Consider the following 16,558-nt stretch of genomic DNA (forward strand, 5'->3'; position numbering starts at 1 on the left):
GTCAAACCCCGGCTTAATTGGGGAACAAAGGCGTTGCCACAAGACATGGTGGTTTTACCCTATGTTCCTTACTCGTTGGAGTCGCCTCCTCTTCATTCCAATCAACTTGCATTCTTGTTAAGGTTTACCATTAAATAATCAACTAAAATTTATCTGTAAAAATGCAGTCCCGTTTTTTCCACAACACGTTTCACTTCCCCCATCCTTTCCGCATACATCGTATAACCAATGATTTCAGATAAAATAAGTGTCATCTCTTTATTTATGCGTTCTCCATAAATAGCCGATGCCAATTGAAGGATCGTTTCATTTCCTTCTGTAACTTTTTTCGTTAAACGATTTAATTTATATTCAATACGCGCCAAATTTTTTTGTATAATTTCAGGTAAATCTGAAAAAACTTGCTGATGCCCTGCAAAAACAGTGCGAACATCATACTTCAAACAAAGTTCAAGTGAATTTTTGTATTGCATAACAGTCGGCAATAGTTGCCCTTCGTCGTCATGGTCGATTAATGCATTGGTCGTTCCTTTATACATCACTAAATCCCCTACAAATAACCATTTCGCCTGTTGATCATAAAACATAATCGAGTCTGGTGAATGCCCAGGCACAGCGATGACTTGTAAATCATCGAGCATATCATGATGATCAAGTGCCGTAATTGTTCCTTTAATTTTTAACTGATTACTATTTTTCATTGTTTGCTGCATTTTTAGAAGTCTTTGCTGTGCTACTTCTTCACATCCATATTGCTTATATAACCGTTCAAAAAACGTTTTCTTCTGAATCTGATATTCTTCCGTAAAATAAAGGCGTGGCAGTGCTAGCGTATATGCATAAACAGGAATTTGATGTTGTTGAATTATATAATTAACTAAGCCAATGTGATCCTCATGATGATGGGTTAATAAAATTTGATCGATATCTCCAATTTGAAACCCGTAAGCAGCTAATTGCGCCTCAAAAAAATTACGGTATTCCGGTATATCCAGCCCTGCATCGATCAATGTAAGCTTAGATCCGTGCTTATACAAATAACAATTTATACTACTCAACTGACCATAATTCATTTCAAAAATAATCGGATATACTTGCTTTTCCTCACTTATGTAAACCGTTTGCATATTCAAACCTACTTTCTTAGTTTTAGTTATCTATCAGAGACCATTTCCTCAACACAATTACAAGTATATTCCAAAATCTTTATTCATACTATTCATCGGAATTAAGTCAGTAGAATTTCGTATTTAACAATGCACGGTATTAATTGATACATTTCTTAGTTAATCTGCCGTCATACAAAGATAGAGCCAAGTTATTTGTACTCAATAATAACCAATTGAACTACTCCCACCTACGCTATCGCTTAGAGAAGGGAGATTCTTGGCTGAAATCTCTATTAGATGGAGAATTCACCGAGCTAGCCCCGTAGTCCCTACGGTTTGAAGCCTTAATGCTTCTTGTAGAATATTGATGCTTGCGTTAAGATCTCGGTCATGTTGCGTATGACAGTTTGGACACGTCCATGTTCGGATAGCGAGATTCTTTACGTCTTTATGTTGATAGCCACAATGTGAACAGAGCTGGCTGGAGGCAAATGTTTTACCTACTCGAATCACCTGTTTGCCGTGCCATTGTGCTTTGTACTCGAGCATATACGCGAATTCTGACCAGCTCGCATCACTAATGACCTTGGCAAGTTGGGGATTCTTTTGCATCTTACTAACACGCAAATCTTCAATTCCAATGATGTCGTGATTTTTGACAATTTCAGTGGATATTTTGTGTAAGTAATCGTGCCGTGCATTGCAGATTTTCTCATGAATTTTTGCTACTTTTATGCGCTGTTTTTGATAGTTTTTCGCTTCATCTAATGGACAGTTTCGTTTGATGGCCCCCTCTTTTTTACAGGCTAAAATGCGTTGTTCTTCTGCTAATTTTGCCTCTAGCTTACGGAAAAACTGAGGGTTGGCATAGGTTGTACCGTCAGATAACTTTGCGAATTCTTTGAGACCAACATCAATGCCGACATTTTTCATTGTTTTTGGGTAGGCTTGGATGTCCGTTTCAACTAAAACTGCGATGAAATACTTGCCTGTGGGGCTTCTTCTAATGGTTACGCTCATGATTTTTCCGGTAATTTCTTTGGATTTTGCGAATTTCACATGACCTAGTTTCGGGAGTTGGATGCGACCTTTGATTATTTTGATATTATCATTCGTCATTTTTGTCGTATAGCTTTGTGTGGGGTTTTTCTTCGATTTAAAACGCGGTGCTTCGTTTTGCTGTTTGAAAAAACGGTCATAGCTATCCGCTAAATGTCGTACTGTTGTTTGAAGGGCAATGCTATCTACTTCTTTTAGCCAGCTTGTTTTTTCTTGTTTTTTTAATGTTGGCAGCATCGCGGAGCATTTTCCATACGACAAGCCTTTACCTGTTTCCTTGTATGTGGCTTGCCACTCAGCAAGACAATGGTTGAAAATGTAGCGACAACAGCCTATTGTTTTATTAATCAATGTCGTCTGTTCCTTTGTCGGATAGAGACGGAATTTATACGCTTTATACGTCAACAATCGGTTCACCTCCATTTCTTACATTCTATCAAACAGAATATACGTTCGCAAGTGTAAGAAAAAACTTTAGGCTACCGCCTACCGACATTCATCTCCCACTTACTTATTGGGCTATGCCCTACACATTCCTTGAAGTGGAAGTCTTCTGTCGGATAATGATAAAATGGACCTATTATTTTTACCCCGAATGGAAAAATAGAGGAAGGGAGATGGCTACTTTGTCTATTTACTTGTTTCCCTAGAAATCCTCCATTTCAATTGCACTTAACCTTTTTTACAAATAACGGAACCTTTTTTGATGTAAAACGTATTTTAGTAGTAAGTATTAATCGTTACTACTATTAGCTATTACTTAATTTGAAATGGGGGGATACTGTGAAAAAGCTACGAAAAAAACGATTCATTATATTCACGATTCTTTTACTAATTCCACTTATTGTTGGAGCTATACATTCATTTAAACCTTTACCAATAGGAATATCAATGGATGGTGCGTTCCATGAGGATAGCCAAGTTCGCTTCGTTTATGATCTTACATATGAAAAGAACGGGCGCGTAATGGAACAGCAACTATACGATGAAGCAATTCGCATTATTAACGAAGCGGAGCACACATTATTAATCGACATGTTTCTATATAATGATGAGTATGACCGTTCTAAGGGTGAGTACCCAACACGTGCAATTGACATCACAAATAATATTTTACAGGCAATGGAAGCCAACCCTGGATTAAATGTCACAATCATTACCGATGCCATTAATAATCTTTACGGCTCGGCAACACCTGAAACCTTCTTACATTTGGAGCAAGCCGGGGCTACCGTGATTTTCACAAATATGAAGCCTCTGCAAGACTCAAATCCGATATACTCTAGTATTTGGCGTACGTACCTACAATGGTGGCCTGTATCACAAAATGGCTTTTTACCGAATGCCTTTAATCCTGATGGCGCCAAATCATCTGTTGGCACGTACTTAGACTTACTTAATTTCAAAGCCAATCACCGCAAAGTTGTGATGAATGAACAGGAAGCATTATTAACTTCAGCCAATGTGACACATGATGGAAGCAGCAATCATTCCAATATTGGTTTCATTGTAACGGGTGCAATTTTACAAGACCTGTATCAATCCGAGCAAGCGGTCGCTGCATTATCTAATAAGCAATTGGCTGATGTTGATTGGAGATACCTATCAAAAACTTCTGATGTCAAAACGAAGCTAGTGACTGAAGGCAAAATTAAAAAGGCGATGTTGGCGCTATTAAATGGGGCCGATCACGGTAGTGATGTGAGAATTGGCGTCTTTTATATTTCGGACCGTGACATTGTAAAAGCAATAAAAGCAGCCGCAAATCGCGGGGCCAATGTACAAATTATTGTTGATCCGAATAAAGATGCATTCGGTCTGGAGAAAAACGGAATTCCAAACCGACAAGTTGCCGCTGAGCTTAGAAAAAATAAAATAGATGTGCGCTTTTATGACACGAATGGGGAGCAATTCCACAGTAAATTTTTGTATGTGAAATCAGCAGAACATGCAGCATTAATCGGTGGATCGGCAAACTTTACACGCCGGAATTTGGCTGATTACAACTTAGAAAGTAACCTCTATATAGAAATGCCGAGTTCGCATGAATTTGCACAACAAATCGAACACTATTTTAATCAACTCTGGAACAATGAAGAAGGGCAATATACAGTAGATTTTGAAGTATATGAAGATCAAGCGCTTTGGAAAAAGCTCATATATCACATTCAAGAAGCCACTGGATTATCTACTTTCTAATAATAAAAACGCGAATTTCGTATGAAAAATTACGAAATTCGCGTTTTTTTAATGAATTGTGATAGTTAAAACTTCGCCAGTATTTTGGGCGACATGTTCGAAAATAAATGTCCATGGCATACTTATATGACTTGGAATAACAAGCTTAGGCTGGGTAAATTTCTGCGTATATTGCCCATACTCCATTTGTAAACTGACGTCTCGTTCTATAAATATTTGCTCGATTGCAGTCTCATTGTGAATCAACACCGTGACAAGGAAGTGATTATGATGATTGCGTGCACTGCGAATCAAATAACAACTCACTGTGTCTAGTTGCACCGTGTGTTTGTTGAAAATTTGCTTGATTAACTCTCGATCTGTGCCTGAAAGGGCTTTATCCCATGTTGCTTCAAATAGTAATTTCTGCATGTGCAATTCACCTCACAACTGTTGTAAAAATTCGATTATATTGCTTATAAGTGTATCTCGTTCTTTGCCTAATATAACCTTCATCTTCTTATTTCTTTTAAAATTAAAGATTGATCAGTTCTTCACCATCAAGTTGTTGTGCATGCTGTGTACATCTAAAAAAATGCTAAACACGTATGTAACGTATCTAGCATTTTTTTGAATATGTATGATGACCCGTACGGGATTCGAACCCGTGTTACCGCCGTGAAAGGGCGGTGTCTTAACCGCTTGACCAACGGGCCTAATTCTATGGCGGAGAAGGAGGGATTCGAACCCTCGCACCGCTTACGCGATCTACACCCTTAGCAGGGGCGCCCCTTGAGCCACTTGGGTACTTCCCCATAGAATAAAAATGGCTCCGAAGGTAGGACTCGAACCTACGACCAACCGGTTAACAGCCGGTTGCTCTACCACTGAGCTACTTCGGAATAATTATGATGTTTTAATGGTGGGCCTAAATGGACTCGAACCATCGACCTCACGCTTATCAGGCGTGCGCTCTAACCAGCTGAGCTATAGGCCCTTTAAATAAATGGAGCGGGTGAAGAGAATCGAACTCTCATCATCAGCTTGGAAGGCTGAGGTTTTACCACTAAACTACACCCGCAATTATGGTGGGTCAGGACGGAATCGAACCGCCGACACTTAGAGCTTCAATCTAATGCTCTACCAACTGAGCTACTGACCCATAATGCTTTTCCATAAATATATAATGGCGGTCCCGACCGGGATCGAACCGGCGATCTCCTGCGTGACAGGCAGGCATGTTAACCGCTACACCACGGGACCATTTTGGTTGCGGGGACAGGACTTGAACCTGTGACCTTCGGGTTATGAGCCCGACGAGCTACCACTGCTCCACCCCGCGATAATACTATTTTTTTCAGTCTTTTGTACACCAATATTTAAAAATGGAGGAGGTAGAGGGATTCGAACCCCCGCGCGGTGTTACCCGCCTGTCGGTTTTCAAGACCGATCCCTTCAGCCGAACTTGGGTATACCTCCATGTTACATTCAATTTACTGGTGGACCTTACAGGACTCGAACCTGTGACCGGACGGTTATGAGCCGTCTGCTCTAACCAACTGAGCTAAAGGTCCTTTAAGATGGCGGCGGAGGGAGTCGAACCCACGACCTTTCGGGTATGAACCGAATGCTCTAGCCAGCTGAGCTACACCGCCAGGATCTTTATATGGTTAAAATTGTTTTGGTGGAGCCTAGCGGGATCGAACCGCTGACCTCCTGCGTGCAAGGCAGGCGCTCTCCCAGCTGAGCTAAGGCCCCATAAAATGGTCGGAATGACAGGATTCGAACCTACGACCCCTTGGTCCCAAACCAAGTGCTCTACCAAGCTGAGCTACATTCCGAAAAATATCATTTAAATTATATGGCGCGCCCGGCAGGAGTCGAACCCACAACCTTCTGATCCGTAGTCAGACGCTCTATCCAATTGAGCTACGGGCGCATAAATATTTGTTTAAAAGAAAATGGTGCCGAGGGCCGGAATCGAACCGGCACGATGATCACTCACCGCAGGATTTTAAGTCCTGTGCGTCTGCCAGTTCCGCCACCCCGGCATATGTTGGAGCGGAAGACGAGGTTCGAACTCGCGACCCCCACCTTGGCAAGGTGGTGTTCTACCACTGAACTACTTCCGCATATGCTTAAGAATTTTTATTCTGACAAGTTATTTAATTTAATGGTGCGGGTGAAGGGAGTCGAACCCCCACGCCTCGCGGCGCTAGATCCTAAGTCTAGTGCGTCTGCCAGTTCCGCCACACCCGCAGCAGACATATATAAAACTGGTGAGCCATGCAGGATTCGAACCTACGACCCTCTGATTAAAAGTCAGATGCTCTACCAACTGAGCTAATGGCTCTCTTAATGGTGCCGGCGAAAGGAGTCGAACCCTCGACCTACTGATTACAAGTCAGTTGCTCTACCAACTGAGCTACACCGGCATTTTAGAAATGGTGGAGGATGACGGGCTCGAACCGCCGACCCTCTGCTTGTAAGGCAGATGCTCTCCCAGCTGAGCTAATCCTCCTGGGTAATATGCCTAGCGATGTCCTACTCTCACAGGGGGAAGCCCCCAACTACCATCGGCGCTAAAGAGCTTAACTTCCGTGTTCGGTATGGGAACGGGTGTGACCTCTTTGCCATCATCACTAGACTATTTTAAAAGACAAGATTTATTATATCATTTTCACTAATAAAATCAAGTGATTTTTAGTGAAAAAATAAATTTTATTCTTTCAAAACTGGATAAACGTTTCATTGAATTGTGCAATAAATTGTGGTTAAGTCCTCGACCGATTAGTATTCGTCAGCTCCATATGTCGCCACACTTCCACCTCGAACCTATCTACCTGATCGTCTTTCAGGGGTCTTACTTACTTGCGTAATGGGAAATCTCATCTTGAGGGGGGCTTCATGCTTAGATGCTTTCAGCACTTATCCCGTCCACACATAGCTACCCAGCGATGCTCTTGGCAGAACAACTGGTACACCAGCGGTGTGTCCATCCCGGTCCTCTCGTACTAAGGACAGCTCCTCTCAAATTTCCTACGCCCACGACGGATAGGGACCGAACTGTCTCACGACGTTCTGAACCCAGCTCGCGTACCGCTTTAATGGGCGAACAGCCCAACCCTTGGGACCGACTACAGCCCCAGGATGCGATGAGCCGACATCGAGGTGCCAAACCTCCCCGTCGATGTGGACTCTTGGGGGAGATAAGCCTGTTATCCCCGGGGTAGCTTTTATCCGTTGAGCGATGGCCCTTCCATGCGGAACCACCGGATCACTAAGCCCGTCTTTCGACCCTGCTCGACTTGTAGGTCTCGCAGTCAAGCTCCCTTATGCCTTTACACTCTACGAATGATTTCCAACCATTCTGAGGGAACCTTTGGGCGCCTCCGTTACTCTTTAGGAGGCGACCGCCCCAGTCAAACTGTCCGCCTGACACTGTCTCCTACCCCGCTAAGGGGCATGGGTTAGAAGTTCAATACAACCAGGGTAGTATCCCACTGACGCCTCCTTCGAAGCTGGCGCTCCGAGATCTCTGGCTCCTACCTATCCTGTACAAGTTGTACCAAAATTCAATATCAGGCTACAGTAAAGCTCCACGGGGTCTTTCCGTCCTGTCGCGGGTAACCTGCATCTTCACAGGTACTATAATTTCACCGAGTCTCTCGTTGAGACAGTGCCCAGATCGTTACGCCTTTCGTGCGGGTCGGAACTTACCCGACAAGGAATTTCGCTACCTTAGGACCGTTATAGTTACGGCCGCCGTTTACTGGGGCTTCAATTCGTAGCTTCGCTTGCGCTAACCACTCCTCTTAACCTTCCAGCACCGGGCAGGCGTCAGCCCCTATACTTCACCTTACGGTTTTGCAGAGACCTGTGTTTTTGCTAAACAGTCGCCTGGGCCTATTCACTGCGGCTCTCATGCGCTTGCACGCTCAAGAGCACCCCTTCTCCCGAAGTTACGGGGTCATTTTGCCGAGTTCCTTAACGAGAGTTCTCTCGCACACCTTAGGATTCTCTCCTCGACTACCTGTGTCGGTTTGCGGTACGGGCACCTCTCACCTCGATAGAGGCTTTTCTTGGCAGTGTGAAATCAGGAACTTCGTCCATACGGACTCGTCATCACAGCTCAACGTATTAGTGTGCGGATTTGCCTACACACACGCCTTACTGCTTGAACAGAGACAACCAACGCTCTGCTTACCCTATCCTACTGCGTCCCCCCATTTCTCAAACGGTGAGGAGGTGGTACAGGAATATCAACCTGTTGTCCATCGCCTACGCCTATCGGCCTCGGCTTAGGTCCCGACTAACCCTGAGCGGACGAGCCTTCCTCAGGAAACCTTAGTCATACGGTGGACGGGATTCTCACCCGTCTTTCGCTACTCATACCGGCATTCTCACTTCTAAGCGCTCCACCAGTCCTTCCGGTCTGACTTCAACGCCCTTAGAACGCTCTCCTACCACGCATCCATACGGATGCATCCACAGCTTCGGTGAATCGTTTAGCCCCGATAAATTTTCGGCGCAGCGTCACTCGACCAGTGAGCTATTACGCACTCTTTAAATGATGGCTGCTTCTGAGCCAACATCCTGGTTGTCTAAGCAACGCCACATCCTTTTCCACTTAACGATTACTTTGGGACCTTAGCTGGTGGTCTGGGCTGTTTCCCTCTTGACTACGGATCTTATCACTCGCAGTCTGACTCCCGTGTATAAATATCTGGCATTCGGAGTTTGTCTGAATTCGGTAAAGCGAGATGCCCCCCTAGTCCAAACAGTGCTCTACCTCCAGTATTCTCAATCACGAGGCTAGCCCTAAAGCTATTTCGGAGAGAACCAGCTATCTCCAGGTTCGATTGGAATTTCTCCGCTACCCACACCTCATCCCCGCACTTTTCAACGTACGTGGGTTCGGGCCTCCAGTAAGTGTTACCTCACCTTCACCCTGGACATGGGTAGATCACCTGGTTTCGGGTCTACGACCACGTACTAATTCGCCCTATTCAGACTCGCTTTCGCTGCGGCTCCGTCTCATCAACTTAACCTCGCACGTAATCGTAACTCGCCGGTTCATTCTACAAAAGGCACGCTATCACCCATTAACGGGCTCTAACTACTTGTAGGCACACGGTTTCAGGATCTATTTCACTCCCCTTCCGGGGTGCTTTTCACCTTTCCCTCACGGTACTGGTTCACTATCGGTCACTAGGTAGTATTTAGCCTTGGGAGATGGTCCTCCCAGATTCCGACGGAATTTCACGTGTTCCGCCGTACTCAGGATACATTCAAGAGGGAATGAGGTTTCACTTACAGGGCTTTTACCTTCTATGGCGGGCCTTTCCAAGCCGCTTCAACTATCTCATTCTTTTGTAACTCCGTATAGAATGTCCTACAACCCCAAAGAGCAAGCTCTTTGGTTTGGGCTCTTCCCGTTTCGCTCGCCGCTACTCAGGGAATCGAATTTTCTTTCTGTTCCTGCAGGTACTTAGATGTTTCAGTTCTCTGCGTCTGTCCTCAACACGCTATGTATTCACGTGAAGATACTATGCGATTAAACATAGTGGGTTCCCCCATTCGGAAATCTCTGGATCAAAGCTTACTTACAGCTCCCCAAAGCATATCGGTGTTAGTGCCGTCCTTCATCGACTCCTAGTGCCAAGGCATCCACCGTGCGCCCTTATTAACTTAACCTACAGCTTCCAATACACGGCGTATTTCGTCGTCAGCTACTTTCGTTCTGTCAGTCACGTACATAGGTACGCTCCTTCCTTCACTCCATTGCTTCCTAGAACTACTTGTGTCTTGAAACCTTTAATTAGTTACTACTTATCCTATAAAAGATAAGATTTAAGAACTTGCACGATCAATTTCTTGATCATTTGTTTGTTTATTGCTTTCAATGTCGTTTTATCCAGTTTTCAAAGAACAAAGCAGCTGACTTCAATCACATCGTGAATGACTTCGCTGTTTTTGCTACATGAAGCTTTGCGACGTAAGCGCTAGCGTCAGGAGCAAGTATATATGAAGTGTTTCATCAAAAAGATGAACCTTCAAAACTGAACAGCAAACGTTAATGTTTCATTCCCGAAGGAATGATTCCGAAAATATCCTTAGAAAGGAGGTGATCCAGCCGCACCTTCCGATACGGCTACCTTGTTACGACTTCACCCCAATCATCTATCCCACCTTCGGCGGCTGGCTCCATAAAGGTTACCCCACCGACTTCGGGTGTTACAAACTCTCGTGGTGTGACGGGCGGTGTGTACAAGGCCCGGGAACGTATTCACCGCGGCATGCTGATCCGCGATTACTAGCGATTCCGGCTTCATGTAGGCGAGTTGCAGCCTACAATCCGAACTGAGAACGGTTTTATCGGATTAGCTCCCCCTCGCGGGTTGGCAACCGTTTGTACCGTCCATTGTAGCACGTGTGTAGCCCAGGTCATAAGGGGCATGATGATTTGACGTCATCCCCACCTTCCTCCGGTTTGTCACCGGCAGTCTCCTTAGAGTGCCCAACTAAATGATGGCAACTAAGAATAAGGGTTGCGCTCGTTGCGGGACTTAACCCAACATCTCACGACACGAGCTGACGACAACCATGCACCACCTGTCACCGTTGTCCCCGAAGGGAAAACTGTATCTCTACAGTGGTCAATGGGATGTCAAGACCTGGTAAGGTTCTTCGCGTTGCTTCGAATTAAACCACATGCTCCACCGCTTGTGCGGGCCCCCGTCAATTCCTTTGAGTTTCAGTCTTGCGACCGTACTCCCCAGGCGGAGTGCTTAATGCGTTAGCTGCAGCACTGAGGGGCGGAAACCCCCCAACACTTAGCACTCATCGTTTACGGCGTGGACTACCAGGGTATCTAATCCTGTTTGCTCCCCACGCTTTCGCGCCTCAGTGTCAGTTACAGACCAGATAGTCGCCTTCGCCACTGGTGTTCCTCCAAATCTCTACGCATTTCACCGCTACACTTGGAATTCCACTATCCTCTTCTGCACTCAAGTTTCCCAGTTTCCAATGACCCTCCACGGTTGAGCCGTGGGCTTTCACATCAGACTTAAGAAACCACCTGCGCGCGCTTTACGCCCAATAATTCCGGACAACGCTTGCCACCTACGTATTACCGCGGCTGCTGGCACGTAGTTAGCCGTGGCTTTCTAACAAGGTACCGTCAAGGTAGCGCCAGTTACTACGCTACTTGTTCTTCCCTTGCAACAGAGTTTTACGAACCGAAATCCTTCTTCACTCACGCGGCGTTGCTCCATCAGACTTTCGTCCATTGTGGAAGATTCCCTACTGCTGCCTCCCGTAGGAGTCTGGGCCGTGTCTCAGTCCCAGTGTGGCCGATCACCCTCTCAGGTCGGCTACGCATCGTTGCCTTGGTGAGCCGTTACCTCACCAACTAGCTAATGCGCCGCGGGCCCATCCTGTAGTGACAGCGAGATGCCGTCTTTTAACATTCGAACATGAGTTCAAAAGTGTTATTCGGTATTAGCCCCGGTTTCCCGGAGTTATCCCAATCTACAGGGTAGGTTACCCACGTGTTACTCACCCGTCCGCCGCTAACTTTCAAAGGTGCAAGCACCAATGAAAGTCCGCTCGACTTGCATGTATTAGGCACGCCGCCAGCGTTCGTCCTGAGCCAGGATCAAACTCTCCATAAAAGTTAGTTTGAAAGCTCATTTGCTTTGCTAGCGTATCAACATAAAGTTGATATCTATTTTTTGTTTAAGTTCATCACTTAAACGTTTAAATCATTAACGTTTGCTTGTTCAGTTTTCAAGGTTCATGTTGTTATGTTAGAAGAACAACTTCCTCATATTATCACCCTTACATTATCGTGTCAATAACTTTTTTAAAAGATATCCGATAGTGTTCCAGGCACTTCATTAATATAAAGCATCATCCATTCAAAGTCAATCATTATTTTGAAATACTTTTTCAAAATTAATATTCTTCTTAGGGACAAGTAATAATATACCCTAAGAGGAATATTAAATCAAGCATTTTTGGAAAAAACTTTTTTAACATCTACCACAAATAACATAATTCCCAATAACACGATAATTCCACCTAATATTTGCGTGCCCGTTAAGTACTCATTAAATATAAAGATCGCCAATATCGCTGCTCCTATTGGCTCAAATAAAATAGCAATCGAAATTACATTCGTACTTACCCACTTTAAAGACCAATTAAATAAATTATGACCAAGCAAATTAGGTATGATTGCTAATAGTAAAAACCAAAACCAATCGATTGCTGGGTAAGGACCAAATGACTCACCCTTTATTAATACATAGAAGAATAATGTAATCGTACTAATTGAATAAACAACCATTGTATATGTAATTAATGATAATCTTTGTCGAACATCTTGACCAAATAACAAATATCCCGTGACAAGTGCACAAGCTATGAGCGCTAAAATGTCGCCATATAGTGCATTTCCACTGACTTGAAAATCTCCCCAGCCAATTAATACGCTACCTGCAATGGCTATAACACCTGCAACAATTGTTTTGAGCGTAACTTTTTCCTTAAAAAAGAGATAGGTCCCGATAAATGCGAATAATGGTTGCATCGTAACTAATACAGTAGAACTCGCAACCGAAGTATAGTTAAGCGATTCAAACCATAAAATAAAATGGAATGCTAAAAAGATTCCTGCGATTGAAGAAAACAGCCAATCACGTTTCGTTAAGTGCTTTAGCTCATGCTGATACTTCATAATAAATAAAGGCATCATGATCAATACTGAAAATAACATCCGATAAAAAGCAATAACACCCGATTCGGCATTCGTCAGTTTAACAAATATTGCCGACAGTGATACAGATATCACCCCGATAAAAATCGGAATATACGGATGAATAGGTGGTTTGTTCATTACTATATCCCAACTTTCTACTATTATTCTTTAATTACATGACTCTTTCTTGGTATTTCTTCCTATATAAATGCACGAAAAAATTCTTCGCCGTTTATTAAACGCAATATCAACGTTAAAGTTCAAACAACATCTATACATTTTACTTGCTCTTCCTCAATAAGACTAGGGAAAAATTATTTGACACATCCTTCATTATAAGAAGTTTTCTATTTTCACTCTAAATCACGCACTTATATCCAAACGGTATTTCTAAGGAGTTGAATAAATTGGAGTGGCTCTTGGTGGATGACTTTTCACTCGAGATTTTTTTCAGACTTTTAGTTGCTGCAACTTTAAGTTTGATAATTGGTATTGAAAGAGAACTAAAAAAGAAACCCGTTGGATTAAAAACAAGTTTAGTTATTGCGACATTTAGCTGTTTGTTAACCATTATTTCCATAGAAACTGCCTATACCACACCCGCGAGAGATGATATTAACATAACAATGGACCCTTTACGACTTGCCGCGCAAATCGTTAGTGGTATCGGATTTTTAGGTGCGGGTGTTATTTTGAGAAAGGAAAACAATACCATTACTGGGCTCACAACTGCCGCTATGATTTGGGGCGCTGCCGCTATTGGAATTGCGGTTGGTGCTGGTTTTTATATTCAAGCTTTCATGACGGTACTAATCGTCGTTATAGGAATTGAAGTTTTAGCGCCTTTATTGTTTAAAATCGGACCAAAACGGTTACGAATGAGAGAAGTATCCTTAACCATCTTGGCAGAGCATGCGACAAACATCAAAAACTTATTGGATTATATGGAGCAAAATGATATGCATATTGAAAACCTTTGTATCCGTGATGTGCTGGATGCCGAAGCTACATTGCACGAAGTCGATGTACGTTTCTCAACTGTACGAACAAATAATACGTTAGATTTGTACAATCGATTCCATGAACTTAGTTATGTAAAAAAAATTAAAATCGAATATTTAGATTAGCGGAGGCGTACACAATGAAAGAACTAATTAGTTTGTTAAAGGGCGGTAATAAGCCATCCTTACTTGCAGCACTCGTTAATACATTTTTAGGAATCCTTAAAGGGGTCGCCTTCTTTTTCACAGGAAATGTCGCCATGTTTGCTGAGATGATGCATTCATTAGGTGATGCAGCGAACCAGTTTTTTGTTTTTATTGGTTCTGCCTTATCCAAAAAGGCACCCACTTCCCGTTTTCCTAATGGATATGGTCGCGTTGTTAACTTAGTGTGCCTTGGTGCCGTATTAGTTGTTGCAATTTTATCTTATGAAACCATTAAAGAAGGTTTGCATCACTTTTTGAATCCTGCTACTGAATCAAATGGTATGTACATTGCACTCAGTGTTTTAGCAATTGGAGCTTTTTTAGAGTTGCTTGTTTTAAATAAAGCGGCGAAAGAAATACTCCATGAAGTGGGGGTTGAAAGTAAAGGTCTAGCAATTTTCCAATCTGTTCGCTATTTAAAGCGTGCGAAACCTGCTACAAAATTAGTGTGGATGGAAGATTTAGTTGCAACGGGTGGTAATGTTCTAGCATTTTTAGCAATTATTATTGCTCATTTTACAGGATTTTATCGTTTGGAAGGTTTAGTATCGATGATCATTGGTTTAATGATGTTTTATGTTGTCGGTCGTGTATTCCTGGATAACGCACGTGGAGCGATTGGTGAAACAGATGAAGAAATGTTAGTTCATATCGGCAATTTAGTCATGCAAGATCCGAACGTAACAGATATTGCTCGTCTCGAAGTGATTAAAGAAGGCGAATTTTTACATGTAGAACTCGTTGCAGAGACGGACCCCAAATTATCATTAGCCTACTTAGATGATGTTCGCGATCATTTAACAGATTTATTATTAAATCAAAAAGGAGTGACAAAGGTGACCATGGCGTTTGACGAAGATGATGGCGAGCGTGCATGGAACCATACCGCAACGATCGCAGAGGGAAATAAAGGGAAAATTTAACCCATCAAATAAAGAGACTAGAACTTCCGCTTATCGAAGTTCTAGTCTCTTTTTTATTTTATAATGACATTTCTAAAATCTTCCGCACATCTTCCGGTTGTAGTTTATTAAAGTTACCAAATGGACCATTGACCATACAATGTTGGACCATTTCATCAAAATACGTAGAATCAATCTCGTAATCGGCTAATTTGTTTGGTGCTCCAATTGAAGTCCAAAATGCTGAAAGTGCTTCGATTCCTTCTAATGCAATTTGTTCATCTGATTTATCAGCTACTTCAATGCCGAAGACTTTTTCTGCGAGCCTTGCAAATTTCGTAGGGTTTACATGTACATTATGACGCATCCAGTTCGGGAAAAGAATAGCTAGTCCTCCTGCATGAGCAATATCATAGTACGCAGAAACCGCATGCTCGATATTATGTGTCGCCCAATCTCCACGTGCTCCTAGAGATAAATAGCCATTCAAACCTAACGTCGCTGCTAGCATCAATGTCTCTCTATACTCATAATTCGTTGGATCTTTCAAAACTTTTGGTGTTACATCAATAATTGTACGTAACACTCCTTCGCTCATCTCATCCATCAAAGGTGTACTTGCCGCATTATTAAAATATTGTTCGAAAATATGCGTCATCGTATCAACAATCCCATTGACAGTTTGATTCGTCGGGACTGTATACGTATAAGTCGGATCTAAAATTGAAAACTTCGGAAAGACAAGTGGACTTCCCCAGCTAAATTTTTCTTTCGTCGCTAAATTCGTAATAACTGAGCCTGAGTTCATTTCAGATGCTGTTGCTGCCAATGTAAGTACGGTAGCTAATGGCAATGCTTCTTTTGGAAATACTTTTTTCGTTACAATACCCCATGCATCTTCTTCTATTTTTGCCCCCGCTACAATCAATTTTGCACAATCAATAACCGAACCACCACCAATTGCTAAAACAAGATCGATTTTTTGTTCTTTACAAATCGCTATTCCTTTACGTGCTGTTTCTACTCGAGGGTTTGGTTCAACGCCTGATAACTCGAAAACTTCCATTGAAAGCTCATTTAATAGAGTCATGATGTTATCGTAAACACCATTTGATTTAATACTCCCACCACCATAGACAAGTAAAATATTATTACCATACTGGGGTAACTCTTTACGTAATTTTTCAATGCTCCCTTTACCGAAATGAATTTTTACTGGATTGTAAAATGAAAATGCATTCATCCTTAGCCCTCCCCTTATTTAAAAACACGCTATACAATTCCATTTTCCCACTATTCCCATTAAATTGCTATTTTTTTCTTCTATATAGGTTTAAC

8 protein-coding genes, 20 tRNA genes and 3 rRNA genes are annotated in these 16,558 nt (G+C 42.7%); 3 read left to right on the forward strand and 28 right to left on the reverse strand.

What is annotated here, in order from left to right:
• Positions 1–149: 149 nt before the first annotated feature.
• Entirely contained in the window at positions 150–1,127 is a 978-nt protein-coding gene (locus tag MHI10_RS16445; protein ID WP_340787307.1) for an MBL fold metallo-hydrolase, read from the reverse strand.
• Between the two features lie 288 nt (positions 1,128–1,415).
• A complete protein-coding gene (gene tnpB / locus MHI10_RS16450; protein WP_340787308.1) occupies positions 1,416–2,591 on the reverse strand; it encodes an IS200/IS605 family element RNA-guided endonuclease TnpB in 1,176 nt (391 codons plus the stop codon).
• Between the two features lie 360 nt (positions 2,592–2,951).
• Between tnpB and MHI10_RS16455 the strand changes: the two genes are divergently transcribed.
• Entirely contained in the window at positions 2,952–4,367 is a 1,416-nt protein-coding gene (locus MHI10_RS16455; RefSeq protein WP_340787310.1) for a phospholipase D-like domain-containing protein, read from the forward strand.
• A gap of 48 nt (positions 4,368–4,415) precedes the next feature.
• On the opposite strand, the gene MHI10_RS16460 is transcribed toward MHI10_RS16455, so the two are convergent.
• From MHI10_RS16460 to MHI10_RS16580, 25 genes are all read right to left on the reverse strand, one after another.
• The gene (locus tag MHI10_RS16460) at positions 4,416–4,778 is read right to left on the reverse strand and encodes an SLAP domain-containing protein (RefSeq protein WP_340787312.1); all 363 of its coding nucleotides are present in this window, start codon (positions 4,776–4,778) and stop codon (positions 4,416–4,418) included.
• Positions 4,779–4,990: 212 nt separating this feature from the next.
• Positions 4,991–5,062, reverse strand: a tRNA-Glu gene (locus MHI10_RS16465).
• Between the two features lie 8 nt (positions 5,063–5,070).
• Positions 5,071–5,161, reverse strand: a tRNA-Ser gene (locus tag MHI10_RS16470).
• A gap of 12 nt (positions 5,162–5,173) precedes the next feature.
• Positions 5,174–5,248 (reverse strand) — tRNA-Asn (locus MHI10_RS16475).
• Between the two features lie 18 nt (positions 5,249–5,266).
• Positions 5,267–5,343 (reverse strand) — tRNA-Ile (locus tag MHI10_RS16480).
• 10 nt (positions 5,344–5,353) lie between these two features.
• Positions 5,354–5,427: transfer RNA gene (locus MHI10_RS16485), tRNA-Gly, on the reverse strand.
• A gap of 5 nt (positions 5,428–5,432) precedes the next feature.
• Positions 5,433–5,508: transfer RNA gene (locus tag MHI10_RS16490), tRNA-Phe, on the reverse strand.
• 25 nt (positions 5,509–5,533) lie between these two features.
• Positions 5,534–5,609: transfer RNA gene (locus MHI10_RS16495), tRNA-Asp, on the reverse strand.
• A gap of 4 nt (positions 5,610–5,613) precedes the next feature.
• Positions 5,614–5,688, reverse strand: a tRNA-Met gene (locus tag MHI10_RS16500).
• Positions 5,689–5,732: 44 nt separating this feature from the next.
• Positions 5,733–5,825, reverse strand: a tRNA-Ser gene (locus MHI10_RS16505).
• Between the two features lie 18 nt (positions 5,826–5,843).
• Positions 5,844–5,920, reverse strand: a tRNA-Ile gene (locus tag MHI10_RS16510).
• Between the two features lie 7 nt (positions 5,921–5,927).
• A tRNA-Met gene (locus MHI10_RS16515) sits at positions 5,928–6,001 on the reverse strand.
• A gap of 27 nt (positions 6,002–6,028) precedes the next feature.
• A tRNA-Ala gene (locus MHI10_RS16520) sits at positions 6,029–6,104 on the reverse strand.
• A gap of 6 nt (positions 6,105–6,110) precedes the next feature.
• A tRNA-Pro gene (locus tag MHI10_RS16525) sits at positions 6,111–6,187 on the reverse strand.
• A gap of 21 nt (positions 6,188–6,208) precedes the next feature.
• Positions 6,209–6,285 (reverse strand) — tRNA-Arg (locus MHI10_RS16530).
• 23 nt (positions 6,286–6,308) lie between these two features.
• A tRNA-Leu gene (locus tag MHI10_RS16535) sits at positions 6,309–6,397 on the reverse strand.
• A 6-nt stretch (positions 6,398–6,403) separates the two neighbouring features.
• Positions 6,404–6,478, reverse strand: a tRNA-Gly gene (locus MHI10_RS16540).
• 42 nt (positions 6,479–6,520) lie between these two features.
• Positions 6,521–6,605, reverse strand: a tRNA-Leu gene (locus tag MHI10_RS16545).
• A gap of 18 nt (positions 6,606–6,623) precedes the next feature.
• A tRNA-Lys gene (locus MHI10_RS16550) sits at positions 6,624–6,699 on the reverse strand.
• A gap of 6 nt (positions 6,700–6,705) precedes the next feature.
• Positions 6,706–6,781, reverse strand: a tRNA-Thr gene (locus MHI10_RS16555).
• Positions 6,782–6,791: 10 nt separating this feature from the next.
• Positions 6,792–6,867, reverse strand: a tRNA-Val gene (locus MHI10_RS16560).
• A 10-nt stretch (positions 6,868–6,877) separates the two neighbouring features.
• Positions 6,878–6,993: ribosomal RNA gene (gene rrf, locus MHI10_RS16565) — 5S ribosomal RNA — on the reverse strand.
• Positions 6,994–7,116: 123 nt separating this feature from the next.
• Positions 7,117–10,043: ribosomal RNA gene (locus MHI10_RS16570) — 23S ribosomal RNA — on the reverse strand.
• Positions 10,044–10,466: 423 nt separating this feature from the next.
• A 16S ribosomal RNA gene (locus MHI10_RS16575) occupies positions 10,467–12,022 on the reverse strand.
• The 16S, 23S and 5S rRNA genes sit together here with 20 tRNA genes alongside, the layout of an rRNA operon.
• A 335-nt stretch (positions 12,023–12,357) precedes the next feature.
• On the reverse strand, positions 12,358–13,248 hold the full coding sequence (locus MHI10_RS16580; protein WP_340787314.1) for a DMT family transporter: 891 nt from the start codon (positions 13,246–13,248) through the stop codon (positions 12,358–12,360).
• A gap of 269 nt (positions 13,249–13,517) precedes the next feature.
• On the opposite strand from MHI10_RS16580, the gene MHI10_RS16585 reads away from it, so the two are divergent.
• Together MHI10_RS16585 and MHI10_RS16590 are read left to right on the forward strand one after the other, a co-directional pair.
• A complete protein-coding gene (locus MHI10_RS16585; RefSeq protein ID WP_340787315.1) occupies positions 13,518–14,237 on the forward strand; it encodes an MgtC/SapB family protein in 720 nt (239 codons plus the stop codon).
• 14 nt (positions 14,238–14,251) lie between these two features.
• The gene (locus MHI10_RS16590; RefSeq protein ID WP_340787317.1) at positions 14,252–15,241 is read left to right on the forward strand and encodes a cation diffusion facilitator family transporter; all 990 of its coding nucleotides are present in this window, start codon (positions 14,252–14,254) and stop codon (positions 15,239–15,241) included.
• Positions 15,242–15,299: 58 nt separating this feature from the next.
• Here the strand turns inward: MHI10_RS16590 and MHI10_RS16595 are convergent, their stop codons facing one another.
• Entirely contained in the window at positions 15,300–16,463 is a 1,164-nt protein-coding gene (locus MHI10_RS16595; RefSeq protein WP_340787318.1) for an iron-containing alcohol dehydrogenase, read from the reverse strand.
• Positions 16,464–16,558: the final 95 nt, after the last annotated feature.

Origin of the sequence: Solibacillus sp. FSL K6-1523, assembly GCF_038005225.1 — a bacterium.
GTDB lineage: Bacteria > Bacillota > Bacilli > Bacillales_A > Planococcaceae > Solibacillus.

What these genes read in the sequence shown, in the direction of transcription:
- MHI10_RS16445 (WP_340787307.1), bottom strand. Translation starts at nt 1,127, where the DNA reads ATGCAAACGGTTTACATAAGTGAGGAAAAGCAAGTATATCCGATTATT.
- tnpB (WP_340787308.1), bottom strand. Translation starts at nt 2,591, where the DNA reads ATGGAGGTGAACCGATTGTTGACGTATAAAGCGTATAAATTCCGTCTC.
- MHI10_RS16460 (WP_340787312.1), bottom strand. Translation starts at nt 4,778, where the DNA reads ATGCAGAAATTACTATTTGAAGCAACATGGGATAAAGCCCTTTCAGGC.
- MHI10_RS16580 (WP_340787314.1), bottom strand. Translation starts at nt 13,248, where the DNA reads ATGAACAAACCACCTATTCATCCGTATATTCCGATTTTTATCGGGGTG.
- MHI10_RS16590 (WP_340787317.1), top strand. Translation starts at nt 14,252, where the DNA reads ATGAAAGAACTAATTAGTTTGTTAAAGGGCGGTAATAAGCCATCCTTA.
- MHI10_RS16595 (WP_340787318.1), bottom strand. Translation starts at nt 16,463, where the DNA reads ATGAATGCATTTTCATTTTACAATCCAGTAAAAATTCATTTCGGTAAA.